Annotated in this window: 15 protein-coding genes; all 15 read left to right on the top strand. The window is 58.8% G+C overall.

What is annotated here, in order from left to right:
• Positions 1-21: 21 nt before the first annotated feature.
• The 15 genes from EBB79_RS04780 (at position 22) to EBB79_RS04710 (ending at position 16,876) form a co-directional block, all read left to right on the top strand.
• Positions 22-1,368: a serine/threonine protein kinase gene (locus EBB79_RS04780; protein ID WP_164860745.1), complete on the top strand. Its 1,347-nt coding sequence runs from the start codon at positions 22-24 to the stop codon at positions 1,366-1,368.
• 29 nt (positions 1,369-1,397) lie between these two features.
• On the top strand, positions 1,398-2,672 hold the full coding sequence (locus EBB79_RS24710; RefSeq protein ID WP_238704998.1) for an FHA domain-containing protein: 1,275 nt from the start codon (positions 1,398-1,400) through the stop codon (positions 2,670-2,672).
• Positions 2,662-3,603: a PP2C family protein-serine/threonine phosphatase gene (locus EBB79_RS04770; RefSeq protein WP_127747837.1), complete on the top strand. Its 942-nt coding sequence runs from the start codon at positions 2,662-2,664 to the stop codon at positions 3,601-3,603. The genes EBB79_RS24710 and EBB79_RS04770 overlap by 11 nt, the downstream gene beginning before the upstream one ends.
• Positions 3,600-4,805, top strand: a complete 1,206-nt coding sequence (locus EBB79_RS04765) for a P-loop NTPase family protein (RefSeq protein WP_127747836.1) — start codon at positions 3,600-3,602, stop codon at positions 4,803-4,805. The genes EBB79_RS04770 and EBB79_RS04765 overlap by 4 nt, the downstream gene beginning before the upstream one ends.
• Before the next feature lie 54 nt (positions 4,806-4,859).
• Positions 4,860-6,896, top strand: a complete 2,037-nt coding sequence (locus EBB79_RS04760) for a dynamin family protein (protein WP_238704997.1) — start codon at positions 4,860-4,862, stop codon at positions 6,894-6,896.
• Positions 6,897-6,910: 14 nt separating this feature from the next.
• On the top strand, positions 6,911-7,843 hold the full coding sequence (locus tag EBB79_RS04755) for a dynamin family protein (protein WP_238704996.1): 933 nt from the start codon (positions 6,911-6,913) through the stop codon (positions 7,841-7,843).
• Positions 7,844-7,891: 48 nt separating this feature from the next.
• Entirely contained in the window at positions 7,892-8,281 is a 390-nt protein-coding gene (locus EBB79_RS04750) for a hypothetical protein (protein ID WP_127747833.1), read from the top strand.
• Complete coding sequence (locus tag EBB79_RS04745; RefSeq protein ID WP_164860744.1) at positions 8,281-9,084, top strand: hypothetical protein; 804 nt, start codon at positions 8,281-8,283, stop codon at positions 9,082-9,084. Before EBB79_RS04750 ends, EBB79_RS04745 begins: the two co-directional genes overlap by 1 nt.
• 163 nt (positions 9,085-9,247) lie before the next feature.
• Complete coding sequence (locus EBB79_RS04740) at positions 9,248-10,081, top strand: FAD binding domain-containing protein (RefSeq protein WP_127747831.1); 834 nt, start codon at positions 9,248-9,250, stop codon at positions 10,079-10,081.
• On the top strand, positions 10,074-12,824 hold the full coding sequence (locus EBB79_RS04735; protein ID WP_127747830.1) for a molybdopterin-dependent oxidoreductase: 2,751 nt from the start codon (positions 10,074-10,076) through the stop codon (positions 12,822-12,824). Before EBB79_RS04740 ends, EBB79_RS04735 begins: the two co-directional genes overlap by 8 nt.
• Complete coding sequence (locus EBB79_RS04730) at positions 12,814-14,304, top strand: 6-hydroxynicotinate reductase (RefSeq protein WP_127747829.1); 1,491 nt, start codon at positions 12,814-12,816, stop codon at positions 14,302-14,304. Before EBB79_RS04735 ends, EBB79_RS04730 begins: the two co-directional genes overlap by 11 nt.
• A complete protein-coding gene (locus EBB79_RS04725; RefSeq protein WP_127747828.1) occupies positions 14,304-15,161 on the top strand; it encodes a UPF0280 family protein in 858 nt (285 codons plus the stop codon). Before EBB79_RS04730 ends, EBB79_RS04725 begins: the two co-directional genes overlap by 1 nt.
• Positions 15,154-15,735, top strand: a complete 582-nt coding sequence (locus EBB79_RS04720; protein WP_127747827.1) for an amino acid synthesis family protein — start codon at positions 15,154-15,156, stop codon at positions 15,733-15,735. The genes EBB79_RS04725 and EBB79_RS04720 overlap by 8 nt, the downstream gene beginning before the upstream one ends.
• Positions 15,732-16,316: an amino acid synthesis family protein gene (locus tag EBB79_RS04715; protein ID WP_127747826.1), complete on the top strand. Its 585-nt coding sequence runs from the start codon at positions 15,732-15,734 to the stop codon at positions 16,314-16,316. The genes EBB79_RS04720 and EBB79_RS04715 overlap by 4 nt, the downstream gene beginning before the upstream one ends.
• Positions 16,317-16,438: 122 nt before the next feature.
• Entirely contained in the window at positions 16,439-16,876 is a 438-nt protein-coding gene (locus tag EBB79_RS04710) for a MarR family winged helix-turn-helix transcriptional regulator (protein ID WP_127747825.1), read from the top strand.
• Positions 16,877-16,915: the final 39 nt, after the last annotated feature.

Below are 16,915 nucleotides of genomic sequence, written 5' to 3'. Positions count from 1 at the left end.
TGCCACAAGGGGTTCATTATCGTGCTTCACAACGAGATTGCAGAAAATCAGCATCAGGCGGATGAACTGCAATGTGGGTTCAAGCTGCTGCACGGTCAGTACCAAATCGAACGCGCCCTGAGCAGTGGCGGCTTTGGCATCACCTATCTGGCGCGCGACAGTCTGGACCGTCGGGTTGTCATCAAAGAGTGTTTTGCTGCCGGTATCTGCTATCGCACACAAGGATTGGTAGAGCCGATTGAACCGGCCTATGCGAGGCAATACAAAACCGTGTTGCGCCATTTCCTGCGCGAGGCTCAATGGCTGGCGCGATCAGTTCATCCCGGCATAGTCGGCATTCATCAGGTGTTTCGCGAAAACAATACTGCCTATATCGCGATGGAGTTCGTCGACGGGGTCGATCTGGTCACCCTGCGTGAAGACCAGCCCAAGCGCGTCACCGACACCCTGATGCAAGACGTCCTGAAGCAGGCACTGGGCACCCTAGCCTTTATTCATGACCTTGGCATTTTGCATCGCGACATTTCCCCGGACAATTTCCTGCTCTGCGATGATGGCACTGTGACGCTGATCGATTTCGGCGCCGCTACCGGCAGGCAAACAAGCGGGCAAACAGATCGCGATGCCGTTATCGATCCGATGATATCAGTCAAGGACGGCTATTCCGCCCATGAGCTGTATCAGCCAGACATGCCGCACAGACCATCAAGCGATCTCTACTCTTTGGGGGCAACCCTGTCTTATCTGGTGACCGGTGCACCGCCACCCATAAGCCAGCACCGCCTGGACGCCCTCACGGCTGGTGACCCTGATCCCTGCCTGGAGCTGACTGATGGATACCCCGGTTTCAATCGGGACTTTCTGGCCTCCATTGATAAGGCCTTGTCCGTTCTGCCTGGGGTTCGCTACCAGTCTGCTCAGGAATGGTTGGATGAATTACAGGTCGATGCCCCTGCCCCTGTACCGACGCGGGCCATCTTCAGCCCCGACGTTGAGCCGCTGCAAGTCAATGCTGAACTAGAAAACATGCTTGCTTCGCTGGTTGAAAACACCAACAGCGGCTTGGTTCCTGCAGGTCCGAAAACATCAAAACAACGACAGACTGCAGCCCCCCAGACACAATTTGACCAGCCGCCTCGACAGCGCCAACTGGTGGATATTTTCGGTGACCCCATTGGCGACGTCGACACCTCGCTGAAAGAGCAAGACACCGCGTCCAGTCGCAAGCGGCCCGTGCCAGCGCCCAGCGCCCAGCCCGACAATTCTGCTGCGCAACAGACCCAGCCCCGTCCGCAAGGCTTTGCCAAATATGTCCCCTTCCCTCTGCGCCGATTATTTGGCGGCGCAAATTCCCCAAACAACGACTAGCCCGCCGCTAAGAGCGAAAAGGAACACCCATGAAGTTCATCAGAGATATCATCGCCGACAAACGTGAGCAGGCTTCTCCACTCGAGGGACAGGTTCCGCCACGGGCTGGGCAGATCACCGAGGAACGATCAGATCAAGACGTCATGGCCGCGATTCTGTCGGACACTGGCCCGACGGCAGATCCGTTTCATTTAGATTCCAGTTTTCAGGTGTCCGAGCCGCCTGTTGCTGCCCCACCCGAAAGCCATGAGCCAGAATCAACGCCACGCCTGAGCGACTTGAACGTTGACAACCACGATGGCACCTCCGAATTCGGCGGTTTGAACCTGGACGCTTTTGATACAGCAACTCCCGCGTCGCTCGACACCAGCTTCATCGACGCGCCCGAAAGTGACCTACCGGACATTGATTTTCAACGACTGGCAGCTTCGGTTCCAACCGAGGATCCGGCCCCGCAGGACAGACCGTTCAAGCGATTCACCAGAACACAAACCCGGTTGCGCACCCTTGACCTGGACGAGCCCGAGAAGCAGGCTGACCCAGTGGACCTGCCGCCCAAAGAAGTCCGACAGTCTGCGCCGCCGTCACAACATCCGGCTCCGATACGCCAAAAGGCGGAACCTGCGGCGGCTGCACCACAGGTGCCAGATCCGGTAGAGCCCGAACCGGCAATGCCTGAACCGGCAGAGCCTGCACAACAAATGGCTGCGCCAGAAAGAGCCGCTCAGCCCTCCCTTCGTGAACAGTCCCCGCAGGTCGAAGCTGCCCGGCCTGATCCGGCCCGCCCACTCGACGTTCCCTCGCCTGCAATGGGCCGTGGGTCCAGCAAGGCCGGCCGTGTTAAAACCCGTCTGCTGGGCTTTAACCCTGGTCAGGCCGCAGGCGCAGATCCCTTTGCCCGCAAGGGGGACGCGCCCGATACGGCCTATACACAGTTCCCGGTCGGCTGGCTGGCGGTTGTCAGCGGCCCCGGACGTGGCGCGACCTTTACCCTGTTCAACGGCGTCACGATCATCGGTCGCGGCGAGGATCAGACCGTACGGTTGGATTTCGGCGACAACAGCATCTCGCGCAGCAACCATGCCGCCATCGCCTTTGACCCCGAACAAAACAACTTTTTCATCGGCCACGGCGGCAAGGCCAATTTGGTCCGCCGCAACGACCGCCCTGTGCTAAGCACCGAAGAGTTGGCCATTGGGGATCTGATCCGGATTGGGGAAACAACGCTGCGGTTTGTGCCCCTGTGCGGACCCGAGTTTGGCTGGAACCAGACACCACAGAGCGAAGCCGGGCATGCGAGCTGAGGTTCAGTTCGCCTATGATGCCTCGACCGCAATCAGTCGGGGCCGCCGCGAGCGGCAGGAAGATGCCGTGGCGTCGGATTTCCTGGCCGGGACCGGATTGGGGTTTGCGGTTCTTGCCGATGGCATGGGCGGTCATGCCGCCGGTGACGTTGCCAGCAAGATCGTGGTCACCGAGGTGTTCAGCGAGTTGAAATTCCGCGCCGACGCGCCAGAAGACCTGGAAGGTCAGATCACCCAGGCCCTGTCAGCGGCAGCTTTTGCGGCCAATGAATGCGTCGCCCACTACGCCAGCCAGAACGCCAGCGCCGGTGGTATGGGCGCCACGCTATTGGCGCCAGTCCTGTTTGAGGATCGTCTGTACTGGATCTCTATCGGTGACTCGCCGCTGTATCTGTTTCGGGATGGGCGCTTGCGGCGTCTGAACGATGAACACTCGCTTGCGGTGCAGCTGGATGCCCGCGTTGCCCAGGGGGTGCTGTCGCGGGACGAGGCCCAGAACCATCCTGACCGGGCCTGCCTGACCTCGGTTCTGTCCGGACACGAGATTGCCCGCATCGATTGCCGCAGTAAACCGCTGCACCTGCGAGACAGCGATATCGTGATCGCCGCCAGCGACGGTTTGCAATATCTTGAGGACACGGTGATTACTGCCGTCCTGACCGCCAAGAAAGACCACTCCAGCACCGAAATCGGCGCCTCGCTGATGGGCTGCATAGACAAACTGAACGACCCTGAGCAGGACAATGTCTCGTTTTGTGTAATCAAGGTTTCAGATCGGATGAAACCTGCCGCGCAGCAGGCCAAGTCTATCAAGCCGCTCAGCCCACCGCCTGTTTCAAAGCCGAAGTCCAATACCATTACCATCATGGCCTCGGCCTCCAGGTCCAAAGGGATCACCTCTTTTCACATCGTGAACGGAGACACTGCATGAGACACCCAGAACCTGCCAAAAGCCCCTTGTTTGACCAATTGGAGCAGGCCTTAAGCCAAGATGGCTTGCCACAGGAATACTTTGACTGGGGCAATCAGCTTTTGCGACGGCTGGACAAACCGGTGCAGGTCATGGTGATCGGCCAGGCAGGCAGTGGCAAGTCAGCAGTGGTGAATATGATGCTGGGCCAGTCGGTGATTTCACGTCACGGCGGCACCCCCATTATCGAAGTCTGCTATGGGCCTGAAGACAGCGTCGAATTTGAAACCCGCGACGGCAAAACCAATCGGCACCCTGGTACTCTCGCCAAAACACCCTCAGTTCCGGATACAGTCCGGGTCCGCCAGGAATTGCCTGATACGCAGCTTCTTAACCACAGCTTTGTCGAAGTCTCCCTGAGCGGGTCGGCTGAGCAACGACACAACACCCTGCAACGCGCTGCGCGCCATGCGGATGTCATCCTGTGGTGCAGCGAAAACTTTGGCCCGGACGAGCAGCAGCTCTGGGCCGAAGTGCCGGATGAGAAAAAGGATCACAGTTTTCTGGTTCTGACCATGGCCGACCGCCAACTCATGCGCGGAACACTGACCGATTTATTGGCCGGGCTGGAGAGTTTTGCCGCCGAGGAGTTTCTGGGTGTCTACCCACTGGCCACGGTACAGGCCATAACGGCGCAAACCGCCGGGCGAACCGTCAACACAGCCCTGTGGCAATCCAGTGGTGGCGAACAATTGGCACGTGATGTGCTGAAACAGGTGGACCTGGGGCGCGCCTCCGATGTGGATCAGGCCGAAATGCTGGTGCGCCAATTCGCGCCCAAGACACCTCACCAACAGTGGCAACCCGCTGCCGCGGCACCCAAACCGGACCCCGCGCCCCAAAACACGCCCACGGATGACCTTTTGCACACTGCGCTGGACCTGTTGCAGGGACGCGCCAACCAGATGCTGGCTGAGGCGGACGACGATGCAAATGCCGACGAGATCCTCGCCAGTTGCATGGACACCGTCAAAGACCTGTCCAAGACGCTGTTGGCCTCGCAAAGCACCTCGCCTCAGGTGCAGGCGGCGCTGGATGCCGCGCAGGACGGCGAAGAACTGTTGATCCTGTTCCAACTGGAACGCGGCGAAGATGCCGCCGTGGATGCGGTCACCTTACTGCTGCAACTAAAACGGGAGATCGCAGATGATCTCGCTCTATAAATGCCACCCCAGCGGGGCCGAAACGCCATGAACATGCAGCCACAGATCGACAGAATGACCAATATTCACGCCGCCGCGCGCCCAACCAATTTGAGCGCCGGGATGGAACCCCTTGCCGAGCTTGCCAGTCAAATGGCCGAGCTGGACGGGGCATTGGACAGTTTGGCGGGTCAGATGGGTGACAAGTCACAGCGCACACTGTCCCGCCTGAAGAAGGACCTTGCCAGTTTTGAGCCCTGCATCACCCTATTGGGGCAGGTCAAATCCGGCAAAACCTCGTTGGTCAACGCGATGGGCGGTTGGGCCGACCTGTTGCCGTCGGACGTCAATCCCTGGACCTCGGTGGTGACCTCGCTGCACCTGACACCGGGCGATGCCCGAGTTGAAACCAGTGCCCGTTTTCAGTTCATGACAGAACAGGAATGGGATCGCCTGCTGACCAAAGGCGGCCGCATTGGCGAAATGGCGGGCCGGGCTGGGGCCGAAAGCGAGTTGCAGAAGATCCAGACCCAGATCGAACAAATGCGCGAGCGCTCCCGCAGCCGGCTGGGCCGCAAATTTGAGCTTTTGATGGGCCAAACCCACGAATACGAATATTTCGACAAAAACCTGATCGAACGTTATATCTGCCTTGGTGATGATTTCGACCTAGAGCCAGGAATGGACGCTGGTGACACCCAGGGCCGGTTTGCCGATATTACCCGCTCGGCCGATCTGTACCTCAACAGCCAATCCGTACCGATCCCGCTGTGCCTGCGCGACACACCCGGCGTCAATGACACCTTCATGATGCGCGAGCAGGTGACCATTCAAGCGATCCGCGACAGCCGCATCTGCGTCGTGGTTCTGTCCGCCAGTCAGGCGCTGACCTCAGTTGATATGGGGTTGATCCGGATGATCTCCAACCTCAAATCGCGCGAGGTGGTGATCTTTGTGAACCGCATCGACGAGTTGGCAGACCCCGCCAGCCAAATCCCCGAGATCGAGGCCAGCATCCGCCAGACGCTGGACACGCATCACGGCCCCAAAGACGCCGAGATCATTTTCGGCAGCGCCTACTGGGCCGGACGGGTGCTGACAGGCGAGTTGGAGGCCATGCAGGGCGCCAGCGGTGATGCCCTGCTGAACTGGGCAGAGGTCGGGCTAAACACCACTGACCCCGATCAAACACCGCAGGATATGGCTTGGGAATTGTCGGGTCTGCCATCCCTGCTCCGCTCGATTTCAAACCGTATTGTCAAGGACCTGGGCGCACCGCTCTTGGCCCGCGTCGCCAATTCTGCGGTCACCATGGTCACTGGCCAACAGGCCGCTCATGCGGTCATGATCAACGGCGCTCATCAAAGCTCTCCGCTGAACATGCAAGACATTAATTCCAGGTTCGAGCACATCGTCTCGTCTAACATGACGGCCATTGAGAGTGACATCGACGCTGTGTTTTATGCCTTTCGCGATCGCGCCGATCGAGCCCATGCAACATTTGTCAGCCGCGCCACCCATTCATTGATCGAACATCTTGAACGCTGGGGCGAAGGCCATGTCTGGGAGTACGATCCCACCGGGCTGCGGCTGCTGCTGAAATCGGCCTATTCGGTTATGGCCAGCAGGGTCCAAACCACTGCCCTGGCGCGCTATGAACTGGCCGTGCAGGAGGTCGCCGGGTTGCTGTATTCCGGCTATGGCACCGCCGTCGAAGGCATTCAGATTTCAGTGCCCGAAGTACCAACAGTGCCGTCGCCCGTGGCCCTGGGGCAGACAATTGCGTTGGATTTCAAGGACAACTGGTGGAGCTCCTGGTGGCGACGCACCCGGGGCTACAAGGCTTTTGTAAATAGCTTTCAAAAGCTGATTTGTGGCGAAACGGAGGATTTCATGACTCAACTCAAACAGGTTCAGACGGCTGATACCCGTGCAAGCACAATCGCGGGATTGCAGGTCTTTTTCGAAGAGCAACGTAATATCTTAATGGAAATCGCCGATCACTGCCGACAGCAGCAGGATTTCCAGGATCTTTTTGCCAACACGTCCGCGCAGGACCGGCAAGAGACAATTCAGTCGGCGTTAAAGACCCTTGAAGAATACACCACATGACGCAGGAGACATCCATGCCCAGTCCCGACAGTCAACTGGCCACGCCTAGCCGCAAGCCGCGCCTTGCCCTTATGGGGGAATTCAGTGCCGGTAAAAGCACCCTGACCAACCTGCTGGTCAGCCGTCAGGTCCTGCCCACTCGCGTGACTGCAACTCGGTTGCCTCCGGTGTGGATATCCTATGGCGACGACGCGGCCTATGTGGTGTCAACCGACGGCACCCAGACGCCCGTCGCGCTTGAGGATCTTGGCGATGTCCAGATGGAGACCACGGCGATGATCCGCCTGTTTTTTCCCTCTGATGCGCTGACCCTTTGCGACCTGATCGACATGCCGGGGATTTCTGATCCCAATATGGACTCCGAGGTCTGGCAATCCCTGCTGCCCGAGGTGGATGGAGTGATCTGGTGCACCCATGCGACCCAGGCCTGGCGCCAGTCAGAAGCAGCAGTCTGGGACCATATTACCGCGACAGTCACCGGCCCCAACATCCTGCTGATCACCCATTTTGACAAACTGCGAACCGACCGGGATCGCGACAGGGTGGTCGCACGCGTCAGCAAGGAAACCGATGCCTCGTTCGACACGATCTTTCCAATTTCGTTAAGCGAGGCCATCGACGCAGGAGATGATATAGAGGCCTGGAAACGCAGCGGCGCCGACAGGCTTATTGAATTCATGGTTGAAACACTGCTCGACAAGCCACGGCCCAGTGTCACCACTGCCAAGGACGCAGCGACACAAACCGCAAAAGACACCTCGCCAGAAGACATCAAACAGGCCGAGGTATTAGCCTTTGATGACATTCGCGACACTGATGAACAGGCCCAGATGGAACAGAGTGGCCCAACCGCCCCTGCTGCAATTGTCCCCCGACGCGTAAAAGCCGAAAAACGGGGGCGACGTCCTGCAGACCGGCAACCGCGACTGGCAGCGCAGGATGACTAAAACCACCGTTCTTGCTGGCGATGTCCGATCCGTCTGGAAAGGTCCAAAATGGACATAACCGGACGGCTTCATTCCCTGCGCGAGACCACTCCTGGATGTGCTTTGGTTGCCTTTGGCGATCTCAGCACCCAACTTGTGCTGCGCAGTAGTGCCGCCGTTCAGGTCCGACAAGAATTTCTGGACCAGCTTTGCGCACAGGCGGAACACGGGTTTTGCCTGCAGGATGCCCTTGCAGGCTGGAACACACCACGCGGCGAGGGGTCAGCCGAAGTCATTGTCGTAACTCCACAAGAAACCCGGATATACATCCGCAGGCCTGGTGCCGCACAGGACACCGCATGTGATGCTATCTTGTGTGTCTGTGACACAGAAAGCAGTGCGCGCACCTTAATCTCCCCGGCAATGACCTTGCTGCATGACCTGTCCGAGGGGGCATGATGTCGCAATCTAATGCTGAACATCTGACCGAACAGGTTAAAGTAACGACCAAGCTAAAGGCGCTCATCACCCGGCTTGGCGCCGATGCCGCTAGCCTGCACGCCCACCGACAGGACACGGCCAACGGACGGGTCAGTCTGATGCACCAAATTCTGTTCGAAATTGAAGAAACCATTCTGCCGCGGCAGCTGACCTTGCATTTTGATCAGACTATCGTTGCCACATTCCGGGTCTCCCACCGCAGACTTCTGTCCCTTGATTTTGCCGTTGATGCAGACCAGGCAAAGCAACCGCAACGCAGCGAACACCGCTCAGCGGCACAGGTCTATGCGCAGCGTTTGCTGCACCTGTCTGCGATGCACCAAGACGCTAGTTTTAGGATCACACGACAAATCTGTGAGACAGGATTAGAGACCGAAAGCTGCTCGGTTGCTCAGCTAGTCGATAGTCTGAAAATGCAACAACAGGAAAGCCGGTTGAAGGGCTTTCTGACCAAGGTCAGCGCCAATGTCGACGCCTGGGTCTTGCAGGCCGAGGGTGACAATCAGCACAGCTGTCATGGCCCTGCCGCATTGACCGGCCAACTGACGGAACTGGCAAATATCGACCAAACCGCAAAGCAAAAGCGCGGGCAGGCCTTAAAGATGCCCGAAAAAGCGCCCAGCTATCTGGTGCTGTCGATGTCTGGTGAGACAAATGTCATTTTAGCTTGGGACCGGTCAGAGACCCTGCTAATCGCGCTGCCAACCCAACATCTGACCTCTTTTAATACAGCCTGGCACAGCGTTTTCTCCTCGCTCTAACCGCCAGTTCACAAGACACACGCTCCCCCCAAATAATCCTCCACTGTTCGATCTCAGTCCAGCCGTTTGGCAGGTCAGAAAGGGTTTTCCATTGACAAGGATTGACCCCAAGCAATACCATTAGCATACAAACAAATTTTCAAGAGCCTGACGAGGAGAAATTTTGACCTATTTCGCCCCAACTGCGCTAAGCGACGCGCTGTCTCTAATCGCTTCACATGACGTCAGCATCATTGCTGGTGGCACCGATGTCTTCCCGGCGCAGGGTCGCGATCCGCTGCAAAAAGGGCTATTGGATGTCACCCGCATTGACGGGCTTACAGGTCTACTGTGGACCCCGGATGAATTGCGCATCGGCGCCGCCACCCGGTGGAGCGAGATTGCCAATACCAAACTTCCAAACTATTTTGCGGGGTTACAGGAAGCTGCGCGCACAGTGGGCAGCGTGCAAATTCAAAACGCGGGTACCGTCGCCGGCAACATCTGCAATGCCTCTCCGGCGGCGGATGGCATGCCGCCGTTAATGACATTGGGGGCCAAGGTCGAGATTTCCGGCCCCAATGAAACCCGTCAAATGCCGGTAGAGGATTTTGTAACCGGCCCGCGCCAGACGCAGTTGCGCGCGGATGAGATGGTGACGGCCATTCTTGTCCCGACCCTGCCCGCCCATAGTGGCGCTGCGTTCGAGAAACTGGGAAGCCGCAGCTATCTGGTGATTTCCATCACGATGGTGGCGGTGGTCATTGGCTGCGATGCCCGGGGCCGTATTGATTTTGCCCGCGTCGCTGTTGGCGCGTGCTCCCCTGTGGCCCGGCGGTTGATGACACTTGAAGCCGACCTGATCGGGCAAACGCCGCAAAAGGTCTCGGTCACCTCCTCCCATCTGGCTCCGCTTGCCCCGATTACCGATATTCGCGCCGATGGTGACTATCGGCTGGAGGCAGTCGCCGAACAGATTGTCCGCGCCATTCGCCGCGCCGCCCATGCCAATGGATAAGCAGGTCCTGAACCCAATGACGAATTTCCTCCTTAATACTCAAAGCGTCTGTGCCACTCCGCAGGCCGGAGAGCGCCTCTCGCATACGCTGCGCGAGACCCTGGGCCAGCGCGATGTCAAAGTGGGCTGTGATGCAGGCGATTGCGGGGCCTGTACGGTACTGATCGACGGCGCTCCGGTCTGTGCTTGTCTGACACCAACCCAACAGGCAGAGGGACGGCATGTTGAAACACTGACCGGTCTGACCCGTCATGACCCTGATGCGCAACGCCTGACGGAGAGCTTTCAAACCCATGGTGCGGCGCAGTGTGGCATATGTACGCCCGGCATGATGGTCTCGGCTGTGGCCTTGCTGCGCGAGACACCAGCCCCATCGGATGATCAGGTCAAAGATGCCTTGGGCGGTGTGCTTTGCCGCTGCACCGGCTATCGTAAGATCATTGATGCGGTACTGGCCAGTCACGTCCAGATCCCCGCCGAGACAAACGACGGCACCGTGGGAACCTCCATTCGACGGCTGGACGGCACTGCCAAGGTCAACGGAACCGAGGCCTATGGCGACGATGTAGCCCCCGCTGATGCGCTAGTACTGCGGGTCATTCGCTCACCTTTTGCCCATGCCGGTTTCACCTTTGGTGACTTACAGCAGTGGCAGCACCAGACCGACGGGATCGAGGCCGTTTTGACCAGTGCAGATATCCCCGGACAGAACGTCTTTGGCGTCATCCCAGACTTTGCCGACCAGCCTGTCTTTGCCGAGGGCACAGCCCGGTTTCGCGGCGAGGCCATCGCCGCTGTTGTCGGACGCGCAGATGTCATGCAGGTATTTGACGTCGCCTCATTCCCTGTGGTCTGGACAGAATTGCCCAGCGTCGCGACGGTCGCCACAGCAACCGCGCCTCAGGCTCCGCGACTGCATTCGGGACGGGACAACAACCTGATGTGCGCTGGATTTGTGCAGCAAGGCGATGCAGCCCAGGCCCTGACGACAGCAGATGTCTGCGTCGAAGGGCAGTTTCAAAGCGGTTTTGTCGAGCACGCCTATATCGAACCCGAAGCCGGCTTTGCCCGGATCAAGAATGGCCGGGTCGAGGTGCACGCCTGCACCCAGGCGCCGGTGATGGATCTGGACGGGCTGGAAATCATTCTGGGCATGGATCGTAAAAACATCCGCATCGTGCCCACCGAAGTCGGCGGCGGTTTTGGCTCGAAACTGGATCTGTCGGTACAGCCCTATCTGGCGCTGGCGGCACTGAAGACCGGCAAAGCAGTGCGGATCACCTATTCGCGCTCGGAATCGATGCAATCGACCACCAAACGCCATCCGTCGGATATCCGGCTGAAGATCGGTGCCAACCGTGATGGGTATATTCAGGGCTTTGACTTCTCCGGCGATTTCAACACTGGCGCCTATGCCAGTTGGGGCCCGACCGTGTCCAACCGGGTTCCGGTGCACGCCTCTGGCCCCTACCGCATTGCCAATTACCGGGCCGAGGCGCGGGCGATCCATACCCATAACCCACCGTCCGGTGCGTTCCGTGGGTTCGGAGTGCCACAAGCCGCCATCGCGCAGGAAAGCCTGTTTGACGAGTTGGCAGATAAGTTGGGCATCGACCGGCTGCAGTTTCGCCTGCTGAATGCACTGGAAGACAACGTACCCACGGTCTGTGGGCAGGTGTTTGAACAGGGTGTCGGCATCAAGGCCTGCCTGACGGCCCTGCAACTCGCCTGGGACAGCGAACGCGCTGCAGTGGCCCTGTTCAACGAGACCAGCAAGACCCGTAAACGCGGTGTTGGCATCGCGTCGGGCTGGTACGGCTGCGGCAATACCTCGCTGCCCAATCCTTCAACCATCAAATCCGGAGTGCGCCCGGATGGCACTGTGGTGCTGCATCAAGGCGCTATGGACATCGGTCAGGGGGCCAACACGGTCATCACCCAGATCTTTGCCACCGCGTTGGGCATACCTGTGCATCAAATCAAACGGATTGGCGCGGATACTGACGTCACACCGGACGCGGGCAAGACCTCTGCCTCGCGTCAGACCTATGTGTCAGGCAGTGCCGCGCGACTGTCCGGCCTGGCCCTGCGGGCCGAGATCCTGAAGCGCGTCAATGCCAGCAACAATGCCAAGCTGAAGTTTGGCGCAGGGACAATCCGGATCATTGACGGCGCCGATGAACACAAGATCAATCTGCCCTCCCTGTCATACGACGACGAAGGCTACGTGTTTCGCGCCCAGGAAACCTATGATCCACCGACCAAACCGCTGGATAAAAACGGACAGGGTGTGCCCTATGCGCAGTTTGGCTATTGCGCACAGTTGGTGGTGGTCGAAGTGGATACCGCATTGGGCTTGGTGACGCCGATCCGGTTTGTCGCCGCCCATGATGTCGGCAAGGCGATCAATCCGATGCTGGTCGAGGGCCAGGTCGAGGGCGGCATTGCCCAGGGTCTGGGTATGGCGCTGATGGAAGAATATATTCCCGGCCGCACCGAAAACCTGCACGACTATCTGATCCCAACCATCGGCGATGTGCCCCCAATCGAAACTCTCATTGTCGAGGTTCCGGACGCCCATGGCCCTTACGGCGCCAAGGGGCTGGGCGAGCACGTCCTGATCCCTACAGCTCCGGCCTTGTTAAACGCAATCAAAGACGCCGCTGGTGTGCGATTGACCCAGGTCCCTGCCACCCCCGCGCGCGTTCGCGCCGCAATCAAGGAATTGAACAATGGCAACTGACCGCGTGACACCTGCGAAAATTCGTTGTGACGCTTGCCCGGTGATGTGTTTCATCGCCGACGGCAAAATTGGTGCCTGCGATCGCTATGCCAACCATGGTGGCGATCTGGTGCGGCTGGATGCGTTGACGATTATCGAAAACACCAGCCACAAACTGGTTCCGTTCCTGAAAGACAGCAAGCCCGAGGACTGGGACGGCAATATCGTTCAGGGTGATCGGCCCTTTGTCACGGCCGTAGGGGCTGGAACCACCTACCCCGACTACAAACCTGCACCCTTCATCGTCAGCCAGGAAATCGATGGCGTCGACATGGTCACCGTGGTGACCGAAGGCATTTTCTCGTATTGCGGGGTCAAGGTAAAGATCGACACTGACCGCCACATTGGTCACGAGCGCGACGTGGTGCGGGTGAATGGCGAACCGATTGGCCATGTGATGACCAGCGAGTACGGCTCTAAGATGCTATCGCTGGGCGGTGTTGAACATCTGACTGGCGGCACCAAGAAAGAAGGCCGCGTGACCTGCGACGCGCTGCTGCGCCTGTGCAACCGCGAACCGGTGGAAATGATTGTCGGCGAAGAGGATCACCAGACTTCGGTGGTGGTTGAGGCCGGCAAACCACCACTGGTCAACGGGGTCGAAGAAAAACTGATGCGGGTGGGTTGTGGATCGGCCACCATCGGAATGTTCCCCAAACAATGGGTCGGCCACGTGGATGATGTGGTGGTGGTCGATGACCATATCACTGGCGTCTTGTCTGAGCATCAGACCGGCAAGGAACTGAACGTTGCCCCCACCGGTATCAAGATCAAAGGCCGCCGGTCGACACCTGGGCGTTACTTTCAGGTCGCTCAACCCGGCACCGGCTGGGGCGGCACCGATATCGAGGACCCGCTGACCATACTGGGGCCCTTCAACCCCAAGATCGCCTGGGAAGGCCTGACTTTGTTGATGGTGTCCACCACCGGTGAGCAGTATGGCTATTTCGTGCTGGACGCTGATCTGCTGCCACAGCCGGCTGAAATCCCTGCCCGACTCAAGGCCTCGGCAGATCTGATCGCGGAAAACTGCGAGCCCTCGGTCTGTTCGGTGCTGTTCATGGGCGGCGCTGGCGGCAGCCTGCGCGCTGGGGTGACGGAAAACCCGGTGCGCCTGACCCGCTCGGTCAAGGACTCGCTGACCTTTGTGTCCTGCGGCGGTGCGGAAAGCTATGTCTGGCCTGGTGGCGGTATCACTGTGATGGTGGATGTCATGGATATGCCCACTGGTTCATTTGGCTATGTGCCCACACCGGCATTGGTCGCTCCAATTGAATTCACTATGCGCGTCGCCGATTATGGCACCCTGGGTGGCCATATGGATGAGATCAAAAAGGTCGCCGCCATCGTATCGCCTGAGACCCGCAAGATCGCCCAGCGGGACAGCCAACCAGACCCAATGGACCGCACCAATTATCGTTGGGCAAAGGAGCGAGGCTAATGCCAGCGCTGGCCAGCCTGCTCCCCTGTGGTACCCGGCTGCATTTGCAGCACGGGCCAATTGATCTGGTGATTGGTGCTGATGGGGATCGCGACGCAGGATTTGCTGCAGCCAAGGCACGCTTTGCAACTGTGCTGGACGAGTTGGTCGCTGAACTGCCATTGCTGAAATCGCAGCTCGTTGCTCTGTCGCCCACCCCTAAGGGGGAGATCGCGCAAGCCATGGACCGTGCGACACGGCCCCTGTGCGATCACTTTGTCACCCCCATGGCCGCCGTGGCCGGGGCCGTGGCAGATACGGTTCTGGTCGCGATGCAGGCCATCACGCCACTGCAACGGATTTATGTCAACAATGGCGGTGATATTGCCCTTCACCTTGCCCCTGGCCAGCATTTTGACACCGCCATGATGGACCATCAGGGACGGGATCTTGGCCGTATTCAGCTCACCCATGCAGATAGGATTGGCGGCATCGCCACCTCAGGCCGACATGGCCGCAGCCTGTCAATGGGCATCGCTGATAGTGTTACGGTCCTGGCCAGCAGCGCCGCGCAGGCAGATGCTGCTGCCACCCTGATTGCCAATGCCGTGGATCTCCCTGGACACACCGCCATTCACCGCCGCGCCGCTGACCAGGTGCAAAGCGACAGCGATCTGGGTGCCCGGCTTGTGGTGACTCATTGCGAGGCACTCTCAACGGCGGACATCCATACCGCCCTGCAAGCCGGCGCACATCAGGCGCTGGACATGCAACACTCGGGCCATATCATTGCCGCAGCTCTGTTTTTGCAGGGCGAAAACCGGCTCATTGGCCGCACCGGTTTCACCCCCTCTGTTAGGACGCAAGTTAATGCCTGATCTACACATCCGAAAAATCATCTCCTCCCGCGAAGAGATCTTTCACGAAGGCGGCCCGGCCGCCGATACCCCGCTATTGCGTGGGGCCATGCTTGCAATCATCAAAAACCCCTTTGCTGGCCGTTATGAGCCCGAGATCCAGGGTTTCATGGAAGATCTGAAACCGCTGGGGCTGGATATGGCACAGCGGCTGCTCGACATGCTGGGTGGGCCCGACAAGATCGAAGGATACGGCAAGGGCTCACTGGTTGGCGAAGGCGGAGAGCTGGAGCATGGCGCCCTGTGGCATGCTCCGGGTGGTTATGCCATGCGGCAATTGCTAGGCACGGCAAACGCAATTGTACCCTCGTCGAAAAAGGTCGGCGGTGTTGGCGCACGGCTGGATGTGCCGATCACCCATGTCAACGCCGCCTATGTGCGCAGCCATTTTGATTCAATGGAGGTCGGCTGCAACGATGCGCCGCGCGCCGGTGAGCTGGCCTTTGCATTGGTCATGACAACTGGCGGACGGGTGCATTCGCGGTCTGGAGGGCTGGAAGCCAAGGACATCAAAGGAGAGGATGGTTTACGATGACTGCTAAAATTCGCAAAATCGCGGTGAACGTCGAGGAGGTCCATTCCGAGATTGGCCGCACCATTAGCCCTGCAACCCGCAAAGCGGTGGCCGTGGCAGTGATTGAAAACCCCTTTGCCGGGCATTACCAAGACGATCTGACGGACTTGATGGACATCGGCGCCGAACTGGGCGGATTGCTGGGCGCCAAATGCGTCGAGGCGCTGGGGATCACACCTGATCAGGCTGAAAGCTATGGCAAGTCGGCGATGGTTGGCGAAAACGGCGAGCTGGAACACGCAGCCGCCATTCTGCATCCCAAATTGGGTGCTCCGCTGCGGGTGGCGGTCGAAAAAGGGGCGGCGCTGGTCCCATCGTCGAAAAAGATGGGCAGCCCCGGTCAGGTTCTGGATGTGCCGCTGGGCCACAAAGATGCCGCCTATGTGCGCAGCCATTTTGATGGTATAGAAGTGCGCCTGAACGACGCGCCACGGGCCAATGAAATCATGGTTGCAGTGGCCGTGACGGACAGTGGTCGCCCACTGCCCCGCGTCGGTGGGCTAACGAGCACAGACGCCATTGGTAAAGACGGGCTGAAGTAATTAGTGCTTGTTCGATCACAGGACGTTCTGGGCATCTTTGCCCGGACCAACCTGTGATCGACATTGCCCGTCGGCCTCGTTCATACTAACACGAACAAAATTCGTGAATGAAAAGAGCGACCATGGCCATGCCTGATTCTGATACCCCAGACACCTACATCCTGGATGACCAGGTCGGGTACCTTATGCGTCAGGCCAGTCAGAAACACGCGGCAATCTATCAATCCCATGCAATACAGGGCCTTACAGCAACCCAGTTTGCTGCGCTGGCGCGCCTGCATGAACAGGGAAAATGCTCGCAGAACCAGTTGGGCCGGATGGCATCAATGGATGTCGCCACCATCAAGGGAGTCGTGGATCGGTTGCGCAAAAAGGGCTACGCCATTGTCGAGGCCGACCCTAACGACAAGCGGCGCAGTTTGATTTCACTCACCGATCAGGGCCGACAGCTGGTCGAGGGCATGTTCCCTCTGGCCCATAACATTACCGCCGAGACCCTGGCCCCACTTACCGCCTCGGAGCAGCGAAAGTTCTTAATGCTGCTGCGTAAACTGACCTGAAGAACCTGTTTCGTAAAATGCAGCGAACGCCCGCCCGGC

The sequence above is a fragment of the Parasedimentitalea marina genome, assembly GCF_004006175.1.
GTDB lineage: Bacteria > Pseudomonadota > Alphaproteobacteria > Rhodobacterales > Rhodobacteraceae > Parasedimentitalea > Parasedimentitalea marina.
Note: the sequence above shows the minus strand (reverse complement) of the source record. Positions and strands in the feature narration are given on the sequence as shown.

Bases quoted from the DNA above. Each gene is read 5' to 3' on its own strand.
- EBB79_RS24710 (WP_238704998.1), top strand. From the start codon at position 1,398: ATGAAGTTCATCAGAGATATCATCGCCGACAAACGTGAGCAGGCTTCT.
- EBB79_RS04770 (WP_127747837.1), top strand. From the start codon at position 2,662: ATGCGAGCTGAGGTTCAGTTCGCCTATGATGCCTCGACCGCAATCAGT.
- EBB79_RS04765 (WP_127747836.1), top strand. From the start codon at position 3,600: ATGAGACACCCAGAACCTGCCAAAAGCCCCTTGTTTGACCAATTGGAG.
- EBB79_RS04760 (WP_238704997.1), top strand. From the start codon at position 4,860: ATGACCAATATTCACGCCGCCGCGCGCCCAACCAATTTGAGCGCCGGG.
- EBB79_RS04755 (WP_238704996.1), top strand. From the start codon at position 6,911: ATGCCCAGTCCCGACAGTCAACTGGCCACGCCTAGCCGCAAGCCGCGC.
- EBB79_RS04750 (WP_127747833.1), top strand. From the start codon at position 7,892: ATGGACATAACCGGACGGCTTCATTCCCTGCGCGAGACCACTCCTGGA.
- EBB79_RS04745 (WP_164860744.1), top strand. From the start codon at position 8,281: ATGTCGCAATCTAATGCTGAACATCTGACCGAACAGGTTAAAGTAACG.
- EBB79_RS04735 (WP_127747830.1), top strand. From the start codon at position 10,074: ATGGATAAGCAGGTCCTGAACCCAATGACGAATTTCCTCCTTAATACT.
- EBB79_RS04730 (WP_127747829.1), top strand. From the start codon at position 12,814: ATGGCAACTGACCGCGTGACACCTGCGAAAATTCGTTGTGACGCTTGC.
- EBB79_RS04725 (WP_127747828.1), top strand. From the start codon at position 14,304: ATGCCAGCGCTGGCCAGCCTGCTCCCCTGTGGTACCCGGCTGCATTTG.
- EBB79_RS04720 (WP_127747827.1), top strand. From the start codon at position 15,154: ATGCCTGATCTACACATCCGAAAAATCATCTCCTCCCGCGAAGAGATC.
- EBB79_RS04715 (WP_127747826.1), top strand. From the start codon at position 15,732: ATGACTGCTAAAATTCGCAAAATCGCGGTGAACGTCGAGGAGGTCCAT.
- EBB79_RS04710 (WP_127747825.1), top strand. From the start codon at position 16,439: ATGGCCATGCCTGATTCTGATACCCCAGACACCTACATCCTGGATGAC.